Annotated in this window: 17 protein-coding genes and 1 tRNA gene; 8 read left to right on the plus strand and 10 right to left on the minus strand. The window is 69.2% G+C overall.

Going from position 1 to position 18,885, the window contains the following annotated elements; all coding sequences use genetic code 11:
• The first annotated feature begins 200 nt into the window (after positions 1-200).
• Positions 201-464: a hypothetical protein gene (locus ACFQTY_RS09890; RefSeq protein WP_378099878.1), complete on the plus strand. Its 264-nt coding sequence runs from the start codon at positions 201-203 to the stop codon at positions 462-464.
• A gap of 25 nt (positions 465-489) precedes the next feature.
• On the opposite strand, the gene ACFQTY_RS09895 is transcribed toward ACFQTY_RS09890, so the two are convergent.
• Positions 490-933: a winged helix-turn-helix transcriptional regulator gene (locus ACFQTY_RS09895; RefSeq protein WP_378099880.1), complete on the minus strand. Its 444-nt coding sequence runs from the start codon at positions 931-933 to the stop codon at positions 490-492.
• Between the two features lie 75 nt (positions 934-1,008).
• Between ACFQTY_RS09895 and ACFQTY_RS09900 the strand changes: the two genes are divergently transcribed.
• Together ACFQTY_RS09900 and ACFQTY_RS09905 are read left to right on the plus strand one after the other, a co-directional pair.
• Positions 1,009-1,728, plus strand: a complete 720-nt coding sequence (locus ACFQTY_RS09900) for an SDR family oxidoreductase (RefSeq protein WP_378099882.1) — start codon at positions 1,009-1,011, stop codon at positions 1,726-1,728.
• Positions 1,725-2,954, plus strand: a complete 1,230-nt coding sequence (locus ACFQTY_RS09905) for an MFS transporter (protein ID WP_378099884.1) — start codon at positions 1,725-1,727, stop codon at positions 2,952-2,954. The genes ACFQTY_RS09900 and ACFQTY_RS09905 overlap by 4 nt, the downstream gene beginning before the upstream one ends.
• Here the strand turns inward: ACFQTY_RS09905 and ACFQTY_RS09910 are convergent.
• Positions 2,932-3,300, minus strand: coding sequence for a hypothetical protein (locus tag ACFQTY_RS09910; RefSeq protein ID WP_378099886.1), 369 nt, complete (start codon positions 3,298-3,300; stop codon positions 2,932-2,934). The genes ACFQTY_RS09905 and ACFQTY_RS09910 overlap by 23 nt on opposite strands.
• Positions 3,297-3,731 carry a hypothetical protein gene (locus ACFQTY_RS09915; RefSeq protein ID WP_378099888.1) on the minus strand — a complete coding sequence of 145 codons (435 nt, stop codon included), beginning with the start codon at positions 3,729-3,731 and terminating at the stop codon, positions 3,297-3,299. The genes ACFQTY_RS09910 and ACFQTY_RS09915 overlap by 4 nt, the downstream gene beginning before the upstream one ends.
• 180 nt (positions 3,732-3,911) lie before the next feature.
• Between ACFQTY_RS09915 and helR the strand changes: the two genes are divergently transcribed.
• A complete protein-coding gene (helR, locus tag ACFQTY_RS09920; protein ID WP_378099890.1) occupies positions 3,912-6,080 on the plus strand; it encodes an RNA polymerase recycling motor ATPase HelR in 2,169 nt (722 codons plus the stop codon).
• Between the two features lie 13 nt (positions 6,081-6,093).
• Here the strand turns inward: helR and yaaA are convergent, their stop codons facing one another.
• Complete coding sequence (gene yaaA / locus ACFQTY_RS09925; protein ID WP_378099892.1) at positions 6,094-6,885, minus strand: peroxide stress protein YaaA; 792 nt, start codon at positions 6,883-6,885, stop codon at positions 6,094-6,096.
• Positions 6,886-7,051: 166 nt separating this feature from the next.
• Here yaaA and ACFQTY_RS09930 point away from each other — a divergent pair.
• Positions 7,052-7,124: transfer RNA gene (locus ACFQTY_RS09930), tRNA-Arg, on the plus strand.
• A gap of 11 nt (positions 7,125-7,135) precedes the next feature.
• On the opposite strand, the gene ACFQTY_RS09935 is transcribed toward ACFQTY_RS09930, so the two are convergent.
• Entirely contained in the window at positions 7,136-7,561 is a 426-nt protein-coding gene (locus tag ACFQTY_RS09935; protein WP_378099894.1) for a hypothetical protein, read from the minus strand.
• Between the two features lie 590 nt (positions 7,562-8,151).
• On the opposite strand from ACFQTY_RS09935, the gene ACFQTY_RS09940 reads away from it, so the two are divergent.
• The 3 genes from ACFQTY_RS09940 to ACFQTY_RS09950 are packed head-to-tail and all read left to right on the plus strand — an operon-like array spanning position 8,152 to position 11,833.
• Positions 8,152-9,363, plus strand: coding sequence for an ABC-three component system protein (locus ACFQTY_RS09940; protein ID WP_378099896.1), 1,212 nt, complete (start codon positions 8,152-8,154; stop codon positions 9,361-9,363).
• A gap of 26 nt (positions 9,364-9,389) precedes the next feature.
• Positions 9,390-9,878: a three component ABC system middle component gene (locus ACFQTY_RS09945; RefSeq protein WP_378099898.1), complete on the plus strand. Its 489-nt coding sequence runs from the start codon at positions 9,390-9,392 to the stop codon at positions 9,876-9,878.
• A complete protein-coding gene (locus ACFQTY_RS09950) occupies positions 9,875-11,833 on the plus strand; it encodes a DUF3732 domain-containing protein (protein WP_378099900.1) in 1,959 nt (652 codons plus the stop codon). The genes ACFQTY_RS09945 and ACFQTY_RS09950 overlap by 4 nt, the downstream gene beginning before the upstream one ends.
• A gap of 1,135 nt (positions 11,834-12,968) precedes the next feature.
• Here the strand turns inward: ACFQTY_RS09950 and ACFQTY_RS09955 are convergent.
• From ACFQTY_RS09955 to ACFQTY_RS09975, 5 genes are all read right to left on the minus strand, one after another.
• Complete coding sequence (locus ACFQTY_RS09955) at positions 12,969-13,613, minus strand: dihydrofolate reductase family protein (protein WP_378099902.1); 645 nt, start codon at positions 13,611-13,613, stop codon at positions 12,969-12,971.
• Positions 13,614-13,694: 81 nt separating this feature from the next.
• A complete protein-coding gene (locus ACFQTY_RS09960; protein WP_378099904.1) occupies positions 13,695-15,440 on the minus strand; it encodes a hypothetical protein in 1,746 nt (581 codons plus the stop codon).
• 11 nt (positions 15,441-15,451) lie between these two features.
• Positions 15,452-16,342 (minus strand): carbohydrate ABC transporter permease, encoded by an 891-nt coding sequence (locus tag ACFQTY_RS09965; RefSeq protein ID WP_378099906.1) that lies wholly within the window; start codon positions 16,340-16,342, stop codon positions 15,452-15,454.
• Positions 16,339-17,271 (minus strand): carbohydrate ABC transporter permease, encoded by a 933-nt coding sequence (locus tag ACFQTY_RS09970; RefSeq protein WP_378099908.1) that lies wholly within the window; start codon positions 17,269-17,271, stop codon positions 16,339-16,341. The genes ACFQTY_RS09965 and ACFQTY_RS09970 overlap by 4 nt, the downstream gene beginning before the upstream one ends.
• 138 nt (positions 17,272-17,409) lie before the next feature.
• Positions 17,410-18,690, minus strand: a complete 1,281-nt coding sequence (locus ACFQTY_RS09975) for an ABC transporter substrate-binding protein (protein ID WP_378099910.1) — start codon at positions 18,688-18,690, stop codon at positions 17,410-17,412.
• Positions 18,691-18,885: the final 195 nt, after the last annotated feature.

The raw sequence follows: 18,885 nt of genomic DNA on the forward strand, positions 1-18,885 counted from the left end.
CGACGCAAATGGGCCGTCGTGCGGTCGCGCTTGCCGACAGGATCAGAACATGAAGCACGACGCGTCGCGCACCAGGGCGGAAGAAGCCGCTGCCCGCGCTGAGAGGTCTCGGCTCATCACCGACCTGATCGAAGAGAACCCCGAACTGCTGGAGCGCCTGGCCCGATGACCGCGCTGTTCATCGATCCGAGGAGATGCAGGTGCGCGTGAGCATGCTGGTGTTCGTGGTGGCGCTCGTCGCCGCCGGCGCGCTGTTCGTCCGCGCGAACAGCCTGCCGCCGGATCGCAGTGCCGCGTGGGGCCGCTACCAGGCCGCCGCCGTGACGCTCCTCGGAGACGCCGGGCTGTACGGCGCGCTTCGGCCGGACCTCGTCTGGATCCGGATCGCGTTCGCCCTGCTCGCCGTCGCGTCTGTCGTCCGGCTCGTCCTCTTGCCCGGGCAGGTGAGGCGCCGGTCGTCCTGAGGGACCGGCACCCCCGCGGTGGCGTTCAGGCGCGGCGGCGCGCCATGACGTCCTTCGTCGCGACCGGGCGCTCGCCGGCGATCGCCGTCGGCCTGACGCGCTCCCCGGTCGCCGCCTCGACGAACTCCAGGTTCGACAGCTCGGTCGACGGCCGGTTGCGGTTCGCCCAGTCGCCCAGCGCCATGAGCACCAGCGAGAGCTCCTGCCCGGCCGGCGTGAGGACGTACTCGTCGCGGGTGCGCCCGGACTCGGGCTTGTAGGGCCGGCGAATCAGGACGCCGGCCTGGACGAGGGTGTCGAGGCGGTCGGCGAGGACGTCTCGGGGGAGGCCCAACGACGTCTGGAACTCGGAGAAGCGGGTCGCGCCCGCGAGCGCGTCGCGCACCACCATCAGCGTCCACTTCTCGCCGAGCACGTCCAGCGAGCGCGCGACGGGGCACCGCGCGTCGCCTCCCAGGATCCCGAGCATGCGCCCACCCTATCTCGGTTTGGAATCCGGACTCAGCATGTTAGGTTCAGAATTCCAACCCAGCGAGGAGGAACCATGGCACAGGTCGAGGGCTCGGTCGTACTGGTGACGGGCGCGCAGGGCGGCCTCGGACGGGAGTTCGTCGCGCAGGCCCTGGCCCGCGGCGCCGCCAGGGTCTACGCCACGGCGCGGTCGCCGCAGCAGTGGGACGACGCGCGCATAGTGCCGCTCCGCCTCGACGTCACGGACGACGAGAGCGTCGCCGCAGCGGTGCAGGCGGCCACCGACGTGACGGTCGTCGTGAACAACGCCGGCATCCACGGCGCCGGGTCGTTGCTGGGATCGCCCGTGTGCGAGGTCGAGCGGGTGTTCGCCACCAACGTGTTCGGAGCGCTCCGGGTGGCCAAGGCCTTCGCGCCGGTGCTGGGCCGCAACGGTGGCGGCGCGCTGGTCGACGTGGCGTCGGTGCTCAGCTGGCTGGGGATCGCCGGCGCCTACTCCGCGTCGAAGGCGGCGCTGTGGTCGCTGACCAACTCGCTGCGGCTGGAGCTGGCGCCGCAGGGGACCCAGGTGCTGGGCGCCCACCTCGGCTACACCGACACGCCCCTGATCGCCGGGCTCGACGTGGAGAAGAACGACCCAGCGGACGTGGTGGCGGCGATCTGGGACGCGGTCGAGGCGGGCGAACGTGAGGTGCTGGTCGACCAGGTGAGCCGCGACGTGCGAGCGGCGCTGTCCGGACCGCTCGAGGCGCTGTACCCGCAGCTCGGCGCGCCGGTGGCGGGCGGCCGGTGAGCGCGTCCCGACGGCGGGCCCCGGCCCGCATCGCCGGGGCAGCGGTGGTGATGCTGGCGCTCTGGGCGTCGGCCGCGCCGACGCTCATCTACCCGCTCTACATCTCGGCGTGGCACCTGAGCACCCTCGAGACGACGGTGGCCTTCGCCACCTACCCGGCAGCGATGATCCTGGCGCTGCTGGTGCTGGGGAACCTCTCCGACGTCACGGGCGGGCGCCGCGCGATGCTCGTCGGCCTCGTGCTGCTCGGGCTCGGCGCCCTGGCGCTCGCGGTCGCACCCGGTCTGGGCGTGCTCGTGGCGGGGCGGGCGTTGATGGGCCTGGGTGTCGGGGCGTCGCTCGGGGCCGCGACGGTGGAGGCGGGTCGGTCGCCGGGCCGGGAGCGCGGGCTCGCTGGGCCTGGGCACGACGGACAGCCCGGGCAAGACGGGCACGGCGGCTCGGTGGTCACCGTCGCCTCGTCGGTGGGTCTGGTCACCGCGCTGGTGCTGGGCGGTGCGGCCGTCCAGGACTGGCCGCACCCGCGTCAGGTGCCCTTCGAGGTGCTGGTGGCGGCGATCGTCGCGGTCCTGCTGCTGGTCGGGCGCCTGCCCGACGACCGCCCGGCCGCGGCGCCGCGCTGGCGGTTCCAGCCGGTGGTGGTTCCCCGACCTCGGCGGAGCTTCCTCGCCGGGGCCCTCGCCATCTCCGCCGCCTACTGCCTGGGCGCGGTGTACCTCGGGGTCGGTGCGCAGTACGCGCGGGACGTGGTCGGCTCGACAGACGCGACCGTCACCGGCCTCGTGCTGGCGGCGTCGGCGGTGGCCATCGGCGCGGTGGCGATCGTCGCGCGCGACGTGAACCCGAGGTCGGCGCTGATCGGCGGAGCCGTCGCGGTGGTGTGCGGGCAGACGCTGATGATCGCGTCCGGCGACGTGCGCCAGCTGTGGATGCTGGTCGGCGCCTCCGCCGTGGGGGGAGCGGGATACGGGCTGCTGTTCTCCGCCGGGATCTCGGCGGTGATCGCCGCGGGGCCGCCTCATCACCGGGCGGCTGCCACGTCGACCGCGTACCTGTTCGCCTACGCGATGCAGGCCGCCAGCGCGCTGGCCGTGGGTGCGATCTCGACGGCGCACACCCTGCCGACGGGCCTGGCCGCGGGGAGCGCTGCGGTGCTGCTGATCGTGGTGATGGCCCTGGTGCTGCACTCGGCCCCGCGCGGCGTCAATCTGCCGACCGCCGTTTGATATCGGGACGGTCGGCGTCGATCCGTAGAACGGCGCCGTCGCTGGCCCGGCGCACATCCACCGACGCCGAGCGACGCTTGATGATCGTCACATCCGTTCGTCGGGCAATCCACAGGACCTTCCGGTGCTCGAGTCCGGGCACGTAGGTCAGCCCCACGACGCGGCACACAAGTGCACTGAATCCGCGCCGGGCCGCGAGTGTGACGTGCGATGCCCCGATCTCGAGGTTCAGCAGGGGCCACGTGATCGCAGGCCACCGGTCGAAGGTCGCACCGACCCGCGCGGTGAGGCTCGCGCCTTCCTGAGCGCTGCTTCCCTCGCACGGCAGCTCGTCGAACGGATTCACCGGTGAAGCTTCCGCCGCCGGCGGAACATCTCCCAGTACACCGAGCGAACGGTCTGCATCGGGACACCGTGGGCAGCCAGCTCGCCGAGGCATGCATTCATCTCGCTCGGAGTCTGGGCGGCGAAGTAGCAGCGCTCGCGCCCGGAGTTCTCTAGCACCATGGCCAGCCCCGCAACGCGGACGCTGACGATCTCGTCCCAGCGGCCGTACCAGAAGTCCTCACGCCGGAAGCGGCTGAACGGTCCGTTGATCGTCGCCCGCGTGAGCTTCTCGAACCATGGTGGCCGGAGGTTCACATGCACGCCGGCTGCATCCGCGACGAGCACCGCCATGCCGTCCGGGACCACGAAGCGCTGCGAGCCGAACCCGAGGTCGATGAAGCACGCTGAGCCCCTCATGGACCCGATGACCCGTGGTCCGTCCACCGTCATGCCGGTGAGGCTCCGATCGGAGAAGCGGGAACTGCTTCCACACGCATCAGCGCCTCTCCGCCACTTTCAACATATAGAGCACAGGGGGTCTTGCGGCAAGGCCCCCATCAGGGCGGACGATGTGCGGCCGCGTCGCCCGACGGCCCGCGCACCCACCCCGTCGCCCCGGGAGCCCATGCCGTGACCCAGTCCCTCACCTCTGCCTTCGCCCTGCCCGACCGGCTCGCCGCCAAGGCATCCCCGGCCCGCACGGCCGACGACGAGCGGCACTTCGCCGCCATCGACGCCGAGCTCGACCGCCAGCGCACCGACCTCGAGGACCGCCTCGACCAGCAGCGTCGCCCGCCGGCGACCCTCGGCCAAGAGGCCGTCGAGCGGGACCAGCTGATCCACCACCTCTCGGCACGGCTGCGCGTGCTGCGCTCGTACGGCATCGACCTCTGCCTGGGTCGCATGGTGCCGGCGGGCGGCGGCGAGCCCGTCTTCGTCGGACGCCTGGGGCTGACCGACCAGCAGGGGCGGCAGCTGCTGGTCGACTGGCGGTCGCCGGCGGCCGAGCCGTACTTCGGCGCGACCCGGGCGGACCCGATGGGCCTGGTCAGCCGTCGTCGGTACCGGTGGACCGGCGGGCGGATCAGCGACTACTGGGACGAGGTGTTCGGCCCGGACGGGACGGCGGCGGACGACGGGCACGCCGCGCAGGAGGCGCCCGACGACGAGTCCGCCTTCATCGCCAGCCTCGGCGCCAGCCGGTCGGCGCGGATGCGGGACGTGCTGGCCACCATCGCCGCCGACCAGGACGCGATCATCCGCGCGGGGTCGGCCGGTGCGCTGGTGGTCGACGGCGGTCCCGGCACGGGCAAGACGGTGGTGGCGCTGCACCGCACCGCCTACCTGCTCTACTCGGACAGCCGCGTGGGCCGGCACCACGGCGGCGTGCTGTTCGTCGGGCCGCACCAGCCGTACCTCGCCTACGTCGAGGACGTGCTGCCCAGCCTCGGCGAGGAGGGTGTGCGCACCTGCACGCTGCGCGACCTGCTGCCCGAGGGCGCCGATGCCGCCGAGGAGGCGGATGCGCAGGTCGCGCTGCTGAAGCAGTCGGCCGCGATGGTGCGGGCCGTCGAGCCGGCCGTCGCCTTCTACGAGCGCCCGCCGACCGGTGCGTTCACGGTGGAGACGCCGTGGGCCGACGTGCGGCTGGCGCCGGAGGACTGGGCCGAGGCGTTCGACGCCGCCGACCCCGGCACCCCGCACAACGAGGCGCGCGACGAGATCTGGGAGCAGCTCGTGGCGATCGTCGCTGACCGGCTGGACGAGGTCCCGCCCGACGACGTCGCGCGCGCGATGCGCCAGGACCGGGACCTCGTCTCCACCTTCCGCCGTGCGTGGCCGCTGCTGGAATCCACCGACGTGGTGGGCGACCTGTGGACCGTGCCCGCCTACCTGCGGCTGTGCGCGCCGTGGCTGTCGCCCGACGAGATCCGGACGCTGCAGCGTGCCGACGCCCAGGCGTGGACCGTCCCCGACCTGCCCCTGCTGGACGCGGCGCGGCGCCGGCTAGGTGACCCGCAGGCCTCGCGGCGTCGTCATGAACGGGACGCCCTGCGCGCCGCCGAGCGGGAGGAGCGGGCTCGCGTCACCGAGCACCTGATCGAGGCCGACGACTCCGAGATGATGGTGATGTCGATGCTCAAGGGCGCCGACCTGCAGAACGCCCTGGACGACGACGCCGCGCTGCCGGACGCCGACGCCGATGTGCTCGCGGGCCCGTTCGCCCACATCGTGGTGGACGAGGCGCAGGAGCTGACCGACGCGCAGTGGCAGATGCTGCTGGCCCGCTGCCCGTCGCGGAGCCTGACGATCGTCGGTGACCGGGCGCAGGCGCGGCACGGGTTCACCGAGTCGTGGGCCGAGCGGCTGACCCGCGTGGGCCTGGGGGCGGTCCGGGAGTCGACGCTGACCATCAACTACCGCACGCCGCAGGAGGTGATGGCCGAGGCTGAGCCGGTGATCCGCGCGGCGATCCCGGACGCGAACGTGCCGACGTCGGTGCGCGCCTCCGGGGTGCCGGTGGCGCGGGGGCCGGTGTCCGGGCTGCGGTCGCTGGTGGAGGAGTGGCTGGGTGCGCACGACGAGGGCGTGGTGTGCGTGATCGGCACCGGGACGCCGTCGTTCGACGCCGGCCCGCGGGTGCGCTGGCTGACCCCGGTGCTGGCCAAGGGACTCGAGTTCGACCTGGTGGTGCTGGTGCACCCGGACCGGTTCGGCGACGGGGTGTCAGGCGCGGTGGATCGCTACGTGGCGATGACCCGGGCGACGCAGCAGTTGGTGGTGCTGACGTCGTCGTGACGGGCGGCCCGGTTCAGGGACGGTCGGCGAAGCCGCGGACGAACACGGGCACAGACCGGGTGGACGCGGCCTCGTCGTACCGGTAGCCCGCGCCGTCGAAGTCCTTCAGCGCGCCGGGCGTGCGAACGCGGTTGAGCACGAGCCACGCGGCCAGCTCGCCACGCGCTCGCTTGGCGTAGAACGACACCACGCTCCGCCGGCCGCGGGCGTCGGTGTCCTCGAACCGAGGCGAGACCACCGGGGCTCCGAGGTGATCGGTCCGGACGGCGCCGAAGTACTCCGCAGAGGCCAGGTTCAGCACCGCGTCCGCCCCCGGAGCGGCGGCCAGGTCGTCGCGCAGCACGTCGGTGATGGTGCCGCCCCACCAGTCGTACAGAGAGCGCCCTCGCCCCGTGGCCAGGCGCGTGCCCATCTCCAGCCGGTAGGGCTGGATCAGGTCCAGGGGCCGGAGGACGCCATACAGCCCGGACAGGATCCGCACCGTCTTCTGGGCCTCGGTGTAGTCACGGGTGCCGAACCGCTCGCGTACGTTCAGGCCCTGGTAGACCTCCCCGTTGAACGCCAGGACTGCAGAACGGGCGTTGCGCGCCGTGAACGGGGTGGCGAAGGACGCCCACCGTTCGGCGTTGAGAACGGCCAGCTCGTCGGAGATGTGCGCGAGTGCGGCCAGGTGGGCCACCGACTTGGTGCGCATGACCGCCGCCAGCTGTTCGGCCTGGGCCAGCAGTCGAGGTTGGGACGCCGCCACCCGTGGCGGCCGGGACTCGAAGTCCAGCGACTTCGCCGGGGACAGCAGGATCAGCACCTCGCGAAGCCTACCGAGTGACCTGGGGACGGCCCCGGCGCTCGCATGGAATGTGCCGTACCAGCGCGAGCTGACGTACCAGCCGGCGCGCTGGCGCGGCCGCGGAGTGCCGGCCAGTACCCTTGACGCGGATCTGCGCCGGTCACCACGGCCGAGGCGGACCCGAGCGCCTGTAGCTCAGGGGATAGAGCACCGCTCTCCTAAAGCGGGTGTCGGCGGTTCGAATCCGCCCAGGCGCACCGAAGCTCCCTCAAGCAAACGGGGGTCTCGGCGGCGGGGTCGCGGCAACCGCGCGCGATGCGCCTCGCTGGGGGTTGCTCTCCTCGTCGACGCGTGGTGCACTGCCCGCCTCGCGTTCGGCCAGATGCGCGGACACGATGTCGTAGGCGACGTGGAGCAGAACCAGGAGAACGCTGAGCGCACCTGCGCTCACGACGAGGTTCCTGACGGCGAGACCGCTGCTGACGACGCCACCTAGAACGAGCATCGAGTACACGGCCGCGGCGGAGATTAGGAGTGCTCCGGCTAGGTCGTTGATCAGAACCCAGCGCTGGAGTTTCCACGCCCGGTGTCGACCCCCCGCTGGAAGCGGTCCGAAGACGATCCCACGCGAGACCGTCAACAAGATGAACGGGCTCGTGGTCAGTACCGCCCCGTACAAGGCATCGTGGTCCACAAGGACACCTTGCCTCGGGGGTCTGACAGCGGTCTCCGTGGCCCCCCCGGTGCAACTGGTAGCGGCCGCAGGCCCAACTGACGCGCGTCCACCTGGTCGCTGGCTGTGTCCGCCCCAGAACCAGGCTCCGGCGGCGGTGAGCGGTGTCGCCCCGAGTGGCCGCGCGATGCGACGCGTCACTCCGGCGTCTCGTGCTTCTCGAGGCGGGGAGCTTTCGGGGCGACTTCAGGGGTGGGTCGGACATCGCCCCCAACACCCGGCCGGTGGGAATAGACCCGTCAGGCATCAGCAACAACACGGTTGTGGCGCACCGCACACGCAAGTTGGGAGCTCCTCGCGGCCTCCAGCGGACCTCCCGAAGGCCGCTACGGGCTACGCCTTGCCACAACCACGTGGCCGTCCACCTCTGGCCGTGGCTCCCCGTGCACCCGCTGCCGCGCTAAGACCACGGGCGTCGTCGCCAACGTGGGCACGAGAATGCTCGCGCCCGTTCCGTCACCCAAGGCGCCGCACGTTGCTGCTTCGCCGAAACTGCTGACACGACATGGCGCCATCTGTAGTCTGCGCTTCGCAGGGCGGAGGGGGACCCGATGGCGCAACCGGACAATCCGTACAGGGCTGCGGCTGCTGCGCTCGGTTACGCATATCAGTTCAGACGTGCCCTACTTCGCGCCTGGAGAGAACTCAGCCGAACCGCAGACTGGCAGATCGCCATCGAGTCAGCTGACGACGTCGAGTTCCACGGACCGTCTGGTCTCGAATACCAGCAACTGAAACACCACCAGCCAGGTACCGTCCTCCAGGATTCCGGCGATGATCTCTGGAAGACTCTTCGCGTTTGGGCTGAGGCGCTCCGCGGTGGCCGCCTAGACCTGAACCGAGCACGCCTCACCTTGGTGACAACGGCAGGTACAGCGAAGGGGACGGTGGCTTCCTGGCTTGGGGAATCAGATGGCCGGCACGAGGATCTCGCCGAGTCCCGCCTCACCTCAATCGCTAGTGGGTCCCCGGGAAAGTCGCCGGCGAGAGAACGCGCCTACGCCGCCTGGAATGCACTTGACGCGGCAGCGCGGCAAGCCCTCCTGGCGGCAATAACGGTTGTACCCGATGCGCCAGATATTGCGGATACTGGCTCGTTGCTCACGGAGCTCGCAACGCTGTCGGCCGGTCGGATGCACGCCGCATCGTTCCTCGAGATGCTTGAGGGATGGTGGTTTCAGAGGTGTCTACAACTACTTGCTGCAGGGCCCGGTAACTATATCGCCGGTGAGGAAGTCGATGCGTACATATCCTCGATGCGCATACGCTTCCTTAACCCAGACGATCTTCCTGTTGACCCGCAGATCGAGGGCCAGAGAGACGCCGACGCGTCCTTCTATGAGGCGAAGACGTATGTCCGCCAAGCTCGCATGGCGAATGTCTCAGAAGCGCGAGTAAGGACGGCCGTCAATGACTACCTTCGAGCTTTTGCGCAGCGCTCGCAGTGGCTGCGCCAAGGTCTTCTCTATCCCAATGACCTCGAACTGTACGAAAACCGGCTGGTCGAGGAATGGAAACTCATCTTCGATCGAGTCGCGGACGACCTCGGTCCTGAAGCGGGCGAAGTCGAAAAGGTCCACGCCGCCCGAACGGTCTACGACTGGGTTGAGGACGCTCTCGCTCCCCCCATTCGGACCCTTTGTACGGAGCGCTTCCTAATTCGCGGATCACTCCACATGCTCGCCGATACGCTAAGCGTTGGATGGCACCCTGACTTTGTCATTCGCCTGATGGCGATACTTGAACCGGCAGGAGCAGAGTAGTGCCCGCCACGGATACGGCTCCGGCTGTGCAGAAGTTCCGTAGGGGTGAAGCATATGCCCTCTTCAACCCGGCCTTCTTCGGAATCTTGCTGCGACGCTTCATAGACGGCCACGTCGACGCTGGCGCCACCGCCGGAGTGCCGTACGTCCTGCCATTCGTAGCAATACCGATGGCTGTTGCGCCGGATGTCCGCTCCCGTCTCTCGTACAGCACGGCCTCCCATTTGGGAGCCTGGGTGCAGACAAACCCCAATCTCATGGCCACCATCGCGCCCTTCGCGCGTGCTCTCGTCCCCTACGTTCGAATGGGGATTCTTCTCGGAGCAGAACGTGGCCTCGTCTCATTTGACGACGGGGAACTAGCGCCTGGCCCTGTGCCACTGCCCAAGCCGCCGTCCGCGCGGGCGGAGGGCGATCTGGCGGAGTGCCAGCGTGCCGCCCGCTTCCTAGGAAGATGGTTTGCCAAGTATCCCGATCCGTCCTCCATTCTCGCACTCCTCGGGGTGAAGCCATGACGTTTCAGATTCGCGCAATACACCTCTTCAATTCGAGGGGGGACCGACGGTCGATTGAGTTGCGACTTGGTGAGGTAAACATCATCACGGGTCGATCTGCGACCGGTAAGTCGTCCATAGTCGATATCATCTCGTATTGCTTTGGGAGCGACGAGTTCCACGTCGCGGCCGGTGTGATCCGCAACAATGTGAGCAAGTATGCCGTCGAACTCGTTGACGAGTCGCAAATCATCATCCTTGCGAGGAACGCCCCGTCGGCGGGACGTCGGACGACGACTCAGCTTCACCTGAGCGCCTATGCGCGCGACGAGCGCCCCCAGTTGCGTGTCGAAACGCTCGAGCCGAATCATGACCTTCGGAGCGCGCGGTCCGCCTTGGGGGCGCTTATGGGTATTCCAGACGTCACGACGGACGTAGGGCTGGGCACCCGCCGCGAGTTCGAGATCGGCCCCAAGCACGCGCTGTTCTTCTGTCTTCAGTCTCAGGGCGAGATTGCCAGCCCAGACATCCTCTTCCACGGACAGGCGGACGAGTGGGTCCCGCAGGCAATCCGCGATGTTCTACCGTTCTTCCTCGGAGTTGTGGACCCGATGTTTGTAGCAAAGCGGTCCCTACTCCAGCAGAAGGAGCGTGCGCTTCGGGTCGCCGAGCGGAACCTGAACGACGAGCGGGCGCTGCGCGGGCAGTCCGGACGCGCCCTCACGTTGCTCCGCGAGGCGGCGCAAGTCGGCCTCGTCGACGAGGAGGATGTCGAGGCCCTTGCTGAGGGTGGGAATTTGACCGAATTGATGTCGCGGGCGGTAAGAAGTGACGCCACTGGCGATTTGGACTCGGGCGAAGTCTTCAACGATTTGACTCCTCTGGAGGAGGAGCGGAGCGCCTTGCGCGAAGAGCTGGGGCAGCTTCGGGTAATCAACGAACGTCTCAGAGGGCTAGCGAGAAGCCAAGTGGGCTTCGAGGGAGAGGCGCGCGTTCAGCGCGAACGCCTGATGTCTCTCGATTTGGTTGAGAGACCCGAGTCGCGGGCTGAGGACTCTTGTCCGCTCTGCGGGAGTGCCATTGCAGACGCTGGTCACACGTTGCGGTCAGTACGTGAGGAGTTGGAACAGGTCTCGCGTCAGCTCGGAGAGGTTGCCGCAGGAGTTCCCCATGTGCAACAACTCCTGGCGGAGAACGAGCGGAGAGTCGCGGAGGTGGACGAGCGTCTTTCGCTCAACGCTGCAGCCATCAACAGTTGGCTCTCCTCCCGAGAATTGTTCGACTCTCTGCGTGAGCGGTCACTCCGACAGGCGGCCGTCCGGGGACGTTTGGCGCTGTACCTGGAATCAGTGAACCCTGTCATTGAAGCGTCGTTCGCTCGACAGGACCTAGAGCGTTTAAGGGAAGAGATAGACGCGTTGCGTCGCGACTTGGATATCGAGGCGTCGCGCGTTCGAATGGATGGGGTGCTCTCTAGGGTTTCCCACGTGATGACGGAGGTTTCGAGACGCCTCAAGCTGGAACATGCTCCGTCGCCAGCCAGAATCGACGTAGGCGAGCTGACGGTGGTGGTGGACACGCCAGCGGAGTCGATTGAACTTCGAGAGATTGGGAGTGCGGAGAACTGGCTTGGATACCACCTGGCAGCGCTGCTTGCCCTGCACCAACGGTTTATTGAGTCGCAGTCTCCGGTCTTCCGGTTCCTGGTCTTGGACCAGCCGTCGCAGGTGTATTTTCCGCCAGATTCACGGGTGGACGTGCCGGAGCTGAACGATGACGATAGGGCGGCCCTTTGGCGGTTCTATAGCGAGCTACTGCGATTCGTCCGGATGCAAAACGGGACTTTCCAGATTCTGGTGCTTGATCATGCAGACGAGGCTGAGGATTGGTTCCAGGACGCGGTGATTGAGCGCTGGCGCGGCGGCGCGGCTCTCGTGCCCGGCGAGTGGATCGAGCCCTCGGCTGAACTCCTCTGAAGCTGATGACGGGTGAGCTTCGTCTCCCTCACGTGAAAGGCATACATGCGGAGAGTTGTGTCGGGTGTGAAGGGCTTTCGTAGCCTTCCGGCAAGGGGCCGTTCATGGTGCAGACGTGCATGTGGACTTGCATGCGATCGGCCCGAATAGGGCACAGTGTTGAGCGTTTATTTTCGGCGCGGTCATGCTTCGGAGGCTCGGCTGCCATGGAATGGCCGCCCATACCGGGCTGACGCAGAGTCCCGAGCATGGCGGCTCGCATTTCGGGGCTCGGTGGAGCCGCGCTCAGGTCGAGGTGGACGTCAGCTGCGCGATGTGGCGCCGCGAGGGCAGCACGAAGTCTCACAGCAGCTCCAGTGGGTTTGGTGGTACGCAGGTCGAACGTGGTGTGGTTGTCGCTAGCGCCCGACCGACAAGGAGACCTCTGTGGCCGGCTCGCCGGCGTTCCTAAATGCGACGATGGTGACGCTCCAGCCCTGTGCACTGCCGCGGGCTATACAGGACCCTGAGCTGCAGTTGCCTTCGACTTTCGCGTCGTAGCCAGCAGCGTCGATCCGAGTTTGCAGCTGCTCAGTTGTCACAGGGGACGGCGCGGTCCAGGAGCGGTGCACCGACGGGCATGAGTTGTCCCCGAGGCAGAACAGGCGGCTCGGCTCATAGGTTCCGGGCCCGTTCTCCGTGCCTTCCGCAGGCGAGAACCGGCTGGCGACGTCACGGAGCGTTCCCGACGGCCATGGCACCACCAGCGCGATCAGGGCCACGATTGAGAGCGCCGCGATGAGCGCAATCCACCAACGCACGCGCATTGCCGCCCCCCAACGAGCTGTCCGTGTGCTTCGACCGGTTCCGGTCGCGGACGCACACTCCCATGAAGCGAAGTGCTCCCGGGCCGAAACGGGGATGAACCACCCCGATCGGCAGAACGCCGGGACCGCCTCGGGCTGCTACGGGAGCTGCCACGAACTCGTCACTCGCCGGCGGGGAGTGGTGACTCCCTCTTCGAGGCTCCGCCGAATCTGTCGGTTTGGAGTGCGGTGCTCACAGCGGGCGCGGAGAGCTCCTCCTGCTGAAGCGCACCCTCATCCGAGCCGGCACAGCGCCACCCGAACCCGGAGCCTCAGAGATCGATGGACGACTAGTGGCGCCGCGTGCCGACCAGGTGCGTGACGCCGTCGTCACCAGGCACCACGCGGATGTCGAACCGCGACTCCAGCCCCTCCTGCCCGTCCCACAGCCGCTGCCCGCGGCCCAGCACGATCGGCACCACGACGATGTGGAACTCGTCGACCAGGTCCGCGTCGAGGAACTCGCGCACGGTGCTGACGCCGCCGCCCAGGCGCACGTCCTGACCGTCGGCCAGCTCGAACGCCTCGCGCAGCGCCTCGGCCGGCGGGGTGTCGCGGAAGTGGAACGTGGTGCCGCCCTCCATGGTCAGCGGCTCGCGCGGGTGGCTGGTCAGCACGATCACCGGGGTGTGGAACGGCGGGTTGGGCCCCCACCACCCGTGCCAGTCCTCCGGGATGTGTCCGGTGCCGGTGTGGAACTTGCGGCGGCCCATGATCTCGGCGCCGATGCCCTGCCAGGCCGTCTCGGCCAGCTCGTTGTCCACGCCCGTGGTGCCGCCGTCCTGGCCGAACATCCGGCGGCCCATCGCGGTGGCGAACATCCACTGGTGCAGGCGCTGGCCGGCGTGGCCGAAGGGCGCGTCCTGCGTCAGGCCCTCACCGGTGCCGAACCCGTCGAGCGAGATCGAAAAGCTGTGCAGTCGCAGACGGGGCATGGCTCCTCCTGGGTCGCGGGATCTCATCCTCACCCACATCCGGCCGATCGGACCCGACCCGGCACCGGCGTGGTCGACGGCTCAGCGCAGGCGCAGCGTGACCCGCTGGGTCCCCGGCGAGCTCCACGTGACGTAGAGGCGCCGGCCGCCCACCGCGTCGGTCCCGCCGAGGAACTCGTAGGCCTCCCCGGGGGAGTACACCGCCGGCGAGGAGTCGCCGCCGGGCAGCGCCGTCACCGTGAGGGCAGAGTCGCCGCCGCGCACGACGACGGGACCCGCGGCGAGCCGGTCCACCTGCGGTCCCACCGGCTCCGCGCCCTCGAGCCGCACGCCGTCGGCGAACGCGATCTCCAGGGCGTGGCCGGTCGCGGGTCCCTCGGTGCGCACCTCGAGGTCCACGCCGTCGACGCTGACGTCGACCACCACCTGGGTCTCCAGCCGCAGCTCTTCGCGCGGCCGCTGCGAGAAGGCCATCGCGGAGGCGAAGCGGCCCTCGAACTCGAGCGCGTAGTCACCGTCGGGCCGGTGGGCGTCGACCGGCAGCGGCTGGTAGTAGCTCGCCGCGAGCTGCTCGGACAGGACGATGCGATCGCCCTCGACGTGGAACCCGGTCGCCCGGAACGGCCCGAGACCGAAGAAGTCGCGGGACAACCGCACCGACGCCACCTCGACGTCGCCGCGCGCCAGCCGCAGGAAGGTGGGGTTGCACGCCAGCCCGGACGCCACCCGGCCGGCGGCCGGAACGTCCGAGCCGCCGTAGACCAGTGTCCAGTCGGCTCCGCCCCACCGGCGCCACACGCGCGCTGTGCCCCAAGTGCGCTCGCTGCTCCCCAGCGCCCCGGCGGCCAGCTCGGCGTCGGTCGCCGCGGCCGCCCGCTCGTCCGCCAGCGTCAGGCATGCCGCAGCGTCGCCCTCGGCCAGGCAGCGCAGGACCGCGTCGACCGGGTCGACGCCGGGCAGCCGCAGTGCCCAGGCGGCGGCGTCGCGGCACCGGTCGCACGTCGGCGCGAAGCGGGCGAACAGCGTGAGGAACGGGCCGAGCGGGAACTGGGCGTCGCGCTGGTCCTGCCGCCGGGAGTGCAGCGTCTCCGTGGTGCCGCGGGGCGTGGACAGGTCGAGCACCGAGTGGAGGTTGGTGTGCACCGACTCGCTCAGCGCGGGCCGTCCCAGTCGCTCCGCGAGCAGCAGCAGGGCCGGACCGCTGACGTGGGCGGCGTAGATGGCGCTGCGCTCGGAGTACAGCCCGTCGGCGTCGATGTCGATGCCCTCGGCCAGCCACTGCTGCGCCCGTTCGACGGCGGCCGTCGCGGCAGGTCCCTCCAGCAGCGCTGCGGCTCCGACCAGGGCGCCCGCGACCTCCCAGCGGTGGTTCGGGGTGTGGACGCCGCCGGCGACCAGTGCGGGCACAGCGCGGCACAGCACCTCCTCGAGCCGGGCACCGAGTGCGGTGCCGGCGGCGCCGGCCACCCACGCGGCCGCCGTCGCGGGCGGCCGTCGCAGGGCAGCCACGGTCGCGGCGACATCGGTGATGGTGAAGGCCGAGTCCGGTGGTGAGGCGAGGTTGTCACCCGTCGCGAACAGCCCGTCGGCGACCTGCAGCGCCTCGAGCCGGGACAGCCAACGAGACGCGGCGGCAGCGTCGCGCTCGCCCGCCTGGCCGGCCAGCCCGACGACGACGGCCGCCTTCACCGCACGCATCCAGGCGCGATGGCCGGCCAGCGGGGCGTCGGCCGCCACCGGACCGTCGGCCAGCAGGTGGGCGTCGAGGGCGGCCCGTGCAGCTCGGACGAGTGCCGGCGAGCACGGTGCAGCGGACGTCGGGGTCACGCGGTTGCCGCTCAGTCCCGCAGCCCGGTGCCGATGTCGGAGCTGGTGATGTAGCGCTGGAACACCAGGTACAGCACCATCAGCGGCACCATCGAGATCACCGAGGCCGCGAGCAGGATCGCCCAGTCGATGTTCTGCGCGCCGATGAGGGAGCGCAGGGCGATCTGCAGCGTGAACTTCTGCGGGTCGTTCAGGATGATCAACGGGAAGATGTAGTCGTTCCAGCGCCACTGGAACGAGATGATCGCCAGCGTCAGCATGATCGGCCGCGCCAGCGGGACCATGATCCGGAAGAACGTCGACAGCTCGCTGGAGCCGTCGATCCGCGCCGCGTCGAGCAGCTCGTCCGGCACCGACACGAAGAACTGGCGGAACATGAACACGCCGGTCGGCGTGAGGATCGACGGCAGGATCACGCCGAACAGGTTGTTGTACAGGTGCAGGTGCAGCACCACGCTGAAGGTCGGGTTCAGGATGACCTCGCCGGGCAGCATGGTCATCGACAGCACGAAGAGCGACAGCACCGACAGCCACCTCGCCCGGTACTTGGCGAGCGCGTACCCGGCCGTCGCGCAGAAGAACACCGTGAGCGCCGTGGTGATCGTGGCGACGACGAGGGTGTTGGAGAAGTAGCGGAGGAAGTCGACGCGCGCCCAGGCGCGGACGTACCCGTCCACCGTCCACTTCCGTGGCAGGAAGCTGAGCGGGTAGCTGAACAGCTCACCGCCGCCCTTGAACGAGGACAGCAGGAACCACAGCAGCGGGAACGCCATCAGGATCGCGAGGACCCACAGCATCGTGGTGGCCGGGATGGCGCGTGTCGCCGAGGCCCGGCGGCGGGAGAGGGTGGCGCGGGTCGCGGACTGCTCGCCGGTCCGGGAGAGCTGCGTCGCCGTCGTCATGACTCGCTCCTCCTGCTGATGGCGATCTGGACCAGGGCGATCGCCATCAGGATCACCAGCAGCACCATCGAGGCGGCGCTGGCGTACCCGACCTGGGACTTCGCGAAGCCCGTCGTGTAGATGTACTGGACGATCAGCTGGTTCTGGGTGCCCGGTCCACCGTTGTTCAGCGCCTGGATCAGGGCGAACTCCTTCATCTGCCCCATCGTCAGCAGCAGGATCACCAGCAGCGAGGTGGGCCTGATCGCCGGGATGGTGATCCGGGCGAACCGCTGCCAGGCGTTCGCGCCGTCGAGCTGTGCGGCCTCGTACAGCGAGACCGGCACGTTCCTCAGCGCCGAGATGAACAGGAGCATGTTGAACGCGGCGCCTGCCCACGCCGAGGCGAAGATCACCACCAGCAGGGAGAGGCTCGCGTTGGTGGCCCACGGCGCCGGGTGGCCGCCGAGCTCACCGATGACGAAGTTGACGAAGCCGAAGTTCTCGCCGAACAGCCAGCGCCAGATCACCCCGGTGACGATCGGCGAGACCAGCCAGGGCAGGAAGAAGATGACCCGCGCCGCCGACTTCCCCTTGGCGGTCGCGTTGGTCAGGGCGACCGCCATGGTCAGGGAGAGCACGTACCCCAGCGGCACCGAGAACACGGTGTAGACGAACGTGCGGCCGAGGGCGGCGTAGAACGTGGGGTCGGTCGCCAGCGACGTGTAGTTCTCCAGGCCGATGAACCGCAGCGGTCCGTAGCCGTGGTAGCTGGTGAAGCTGTAGAGGAGGCCCAGCACACCGGGCCAGAGGAAGAACAGGGCGTACAGCGCGATGACGCCGCCCGTCAGGACGAGCGCGGGGCCGGTGTACCGGGGGGTCGCGCGTGGCTTGACCCGGGCCGGCGCGCCGGCGCGCGGACGGATCAGGGTGGCCGCTGGTCGGTCCATCGTTCCTCCTCTGCTCGGACTGCGCGTACGGCGGGCCGCCGGGGGTGCGGGAGGGCGGGGGGGGGGCCCCCCGGGGGCCCCCCCCCCCCCCCCCGGGGCCCNGGCGCTCGCGGGCGCCCCCCCCCCCCCCCGCCCGGGTCAGCTCAGCTGCTTCTTGGTCGAGTCGAGGATCGCCTTGATCGTCTGGTCGAGGGTCTGCTGACCGTTGAGGTACTTGATGGTCTCGTCCTTCAGCGGCTCGGAGGTCAGCGCGCGGCCGAGGTAGGCGTTGCGGAGCTGGTCCGTGGTCTGGTTGGCCGAGACGGCGGGGGAGGCGGAGATCTCGTCGTTGTACAGCTTGAACGCGTCGGCGTTGGCCTTGTACGTCGGCGTGATGCCGTCCAGCGCCGGCAGGCAGCCCTGGATGTTGCAGTACTCGGTGTAGTGCGCGGGCGAGTACAGCCACTTGATGAAGTCGAGCGTCTGCTGCTCGTGGCCGGTGCCCTTGAAGGCCACCATCCAGGACGCCGAGCCGTAGTTCGTGGCCCGGACGGGCTGCTGCGGCATCGGGACCGACGCCCACTCGAAGTTGGTGATGTTGGCCTGGAAGTCCGCGATCTGCCAGACGCCGGACATGTAGGCCGTCACCTGGCCGCTCTTGAAGGCCGCGCTCGCGTCGTCACCCGAGGTCCACACCGACTTCGGCATGAAGCCGGAGTCGTTCATCTTCTTGAAGTACTCCAGCGCGGGGGCCGTCTTGTCGTTGGTGGTGAAGTTGCCCGGGCTGCTCTCGACGACGCCCTCGCTGCCGAACTGGTACAGGAACGCGCGCATGCGGTGCGCCGAGGCGTCCATCACGGCACCGTACTTGGCGCCCGTCGCGGTCCGCACCTGGTCCGCCTTGGCCTGGAAGTCGTCCCAGGTCCAGGAGCCGGAGATGTCCTTCGGGTACGTGACGCCGGCCTTGTCCCAGAGGGTCTTGTTGATGAACATGCCGACCGCGGTCAGCGTCGTCGGCAGCGCCTTGACCTTCTTGTCCCCGGGGTCCTGCACCAGCAGCGTCGGCTTCACCTTCGCCGCCTTGGCGATGTCGCTGAGGTCGAGGATCCGGTCCTTCCAGACGGGGTCCACGTTGGGGGCGGCCGCCAGGTCGGGCAGGTCGTTGGCCTGCGCGCTGGTCCGGAGCTGGGTGGCCAGGTTGTCGCTGGGCACCTCGACGATCTGGACGGTGGTGCCGGTCTCCGCCTTGTACTCGTCGGCGAGCTTCTGGAAGGCGCCGCCCTGGTTGGCGTCGCCGGACTGGACCAGCTTGAGCGTGACGTTCTTCGCCGCGGACGTCGCCGAGCTGGCGGAGCTCCCGTTGCCGCTGGAGCAGGCCGACAGGGAGATGAGCAGGGCACCGGCGACGACGGCGGTCGCGGTGCGGGCGTGTTGCTTCATGTGCGGACCCCTCTTTCACGGAGTGGAGCGGCGTCGCACATCCGTCGGCGCCGAGCGGGTGACGCCTTTTGTATCACTACCACGAAAAAGTGGTCAAGCATCCGGGTCGCAACGAATCGGTAACGCCGGCGCCGGCGCGCCCGGGGCCCCCTAGGCCGCCGATACATGGGTGAATCGGGTCAGTTTGGCCCTCCG

Origin of the sequence: Cellulomonas sp. T2.31MG-18 (assembly GCF_964266755.1) — a bacterium.
In the GTDB taxonomy this organism is placed as follows: Bacteria; Actinomycetota; Actinomycetes; order Actinomycetales; family Cellulomonadaceae; genus Cellulomonas.

What these genes read in the sequence shown, in the direction of transcription:
- ACFQTY_RS09970 (WP_378099908.1), bottom strand. Translation starts at nt 17,271, where the DNA reads ATGGACCGACCAGCGGCCACCCTGATCCGTCCGCGCGCCGGCGCGCCG.
- ACFQTY_RS09915 (WP_378099888.1), bottom strand. Translation starts at nt 3,731, where the DNA reads ATGACGGTGGACGGACCACGGGTCATCGGGTCCATGAGGGGCTCAGCG.
- ACFQTY_RS09895 (WP_378099880.1), bottom strand. Translation starts at nt 933, where the DNA reads ATGCTCGGGATCCTGGGAGGCGACGCGCGGTGCCCCGTCGCGCGCTCG.
- ACFQTY_RS09900 (WP_378099882.1), top strand. Translation starts at nt 1,009, where the DNA reads ATGGCACAGGTCGAGGGCTCGGTCGTACTGGTGACGGGCGCGCAGGGC.
- ACFQTY_RS09955 (WP_378099902.1), bottom strand. Translation starts at nt 13,613, where the DNA reads ATGCCCCGTCTGCGACTGCACAGCTTTTCGATCTCGCTCGACGGGTTC.
- ACFQTY_RS09940 (WP_378099896.1), top strand. Translation starts at nt 8,152, where the DNA reads ATGGCGCAACCGGACAATCCGTACAGGGCTGCGGCTGCTGCGCTCGGT.
- ACFQTY_RS09975 (WP_378099910.1), bottom strand. Translation starts at nt 18,690, where the DNA reads ATGAAGCAACACGCCCGCACCGCGACCGCCGTCGTCGCCGGTGCCCTG.
- ACFQTY_RS09965 (WP_378099906.1), bottom strand. Translation starts at nt 16,342, where the DNA reads ATGACGACGGCGACGCAGCTCTCCCGGACCGGCGAGCAGTCCGCGACC.
- ACFQTY_RS09950 (WP_378099900.1), top strand. Translation starts at nt 9,875, where the DNA reads ATGACGTTTCAGATTCGCGCAATACACCTCTTCAATTCGAGGGGGGAC.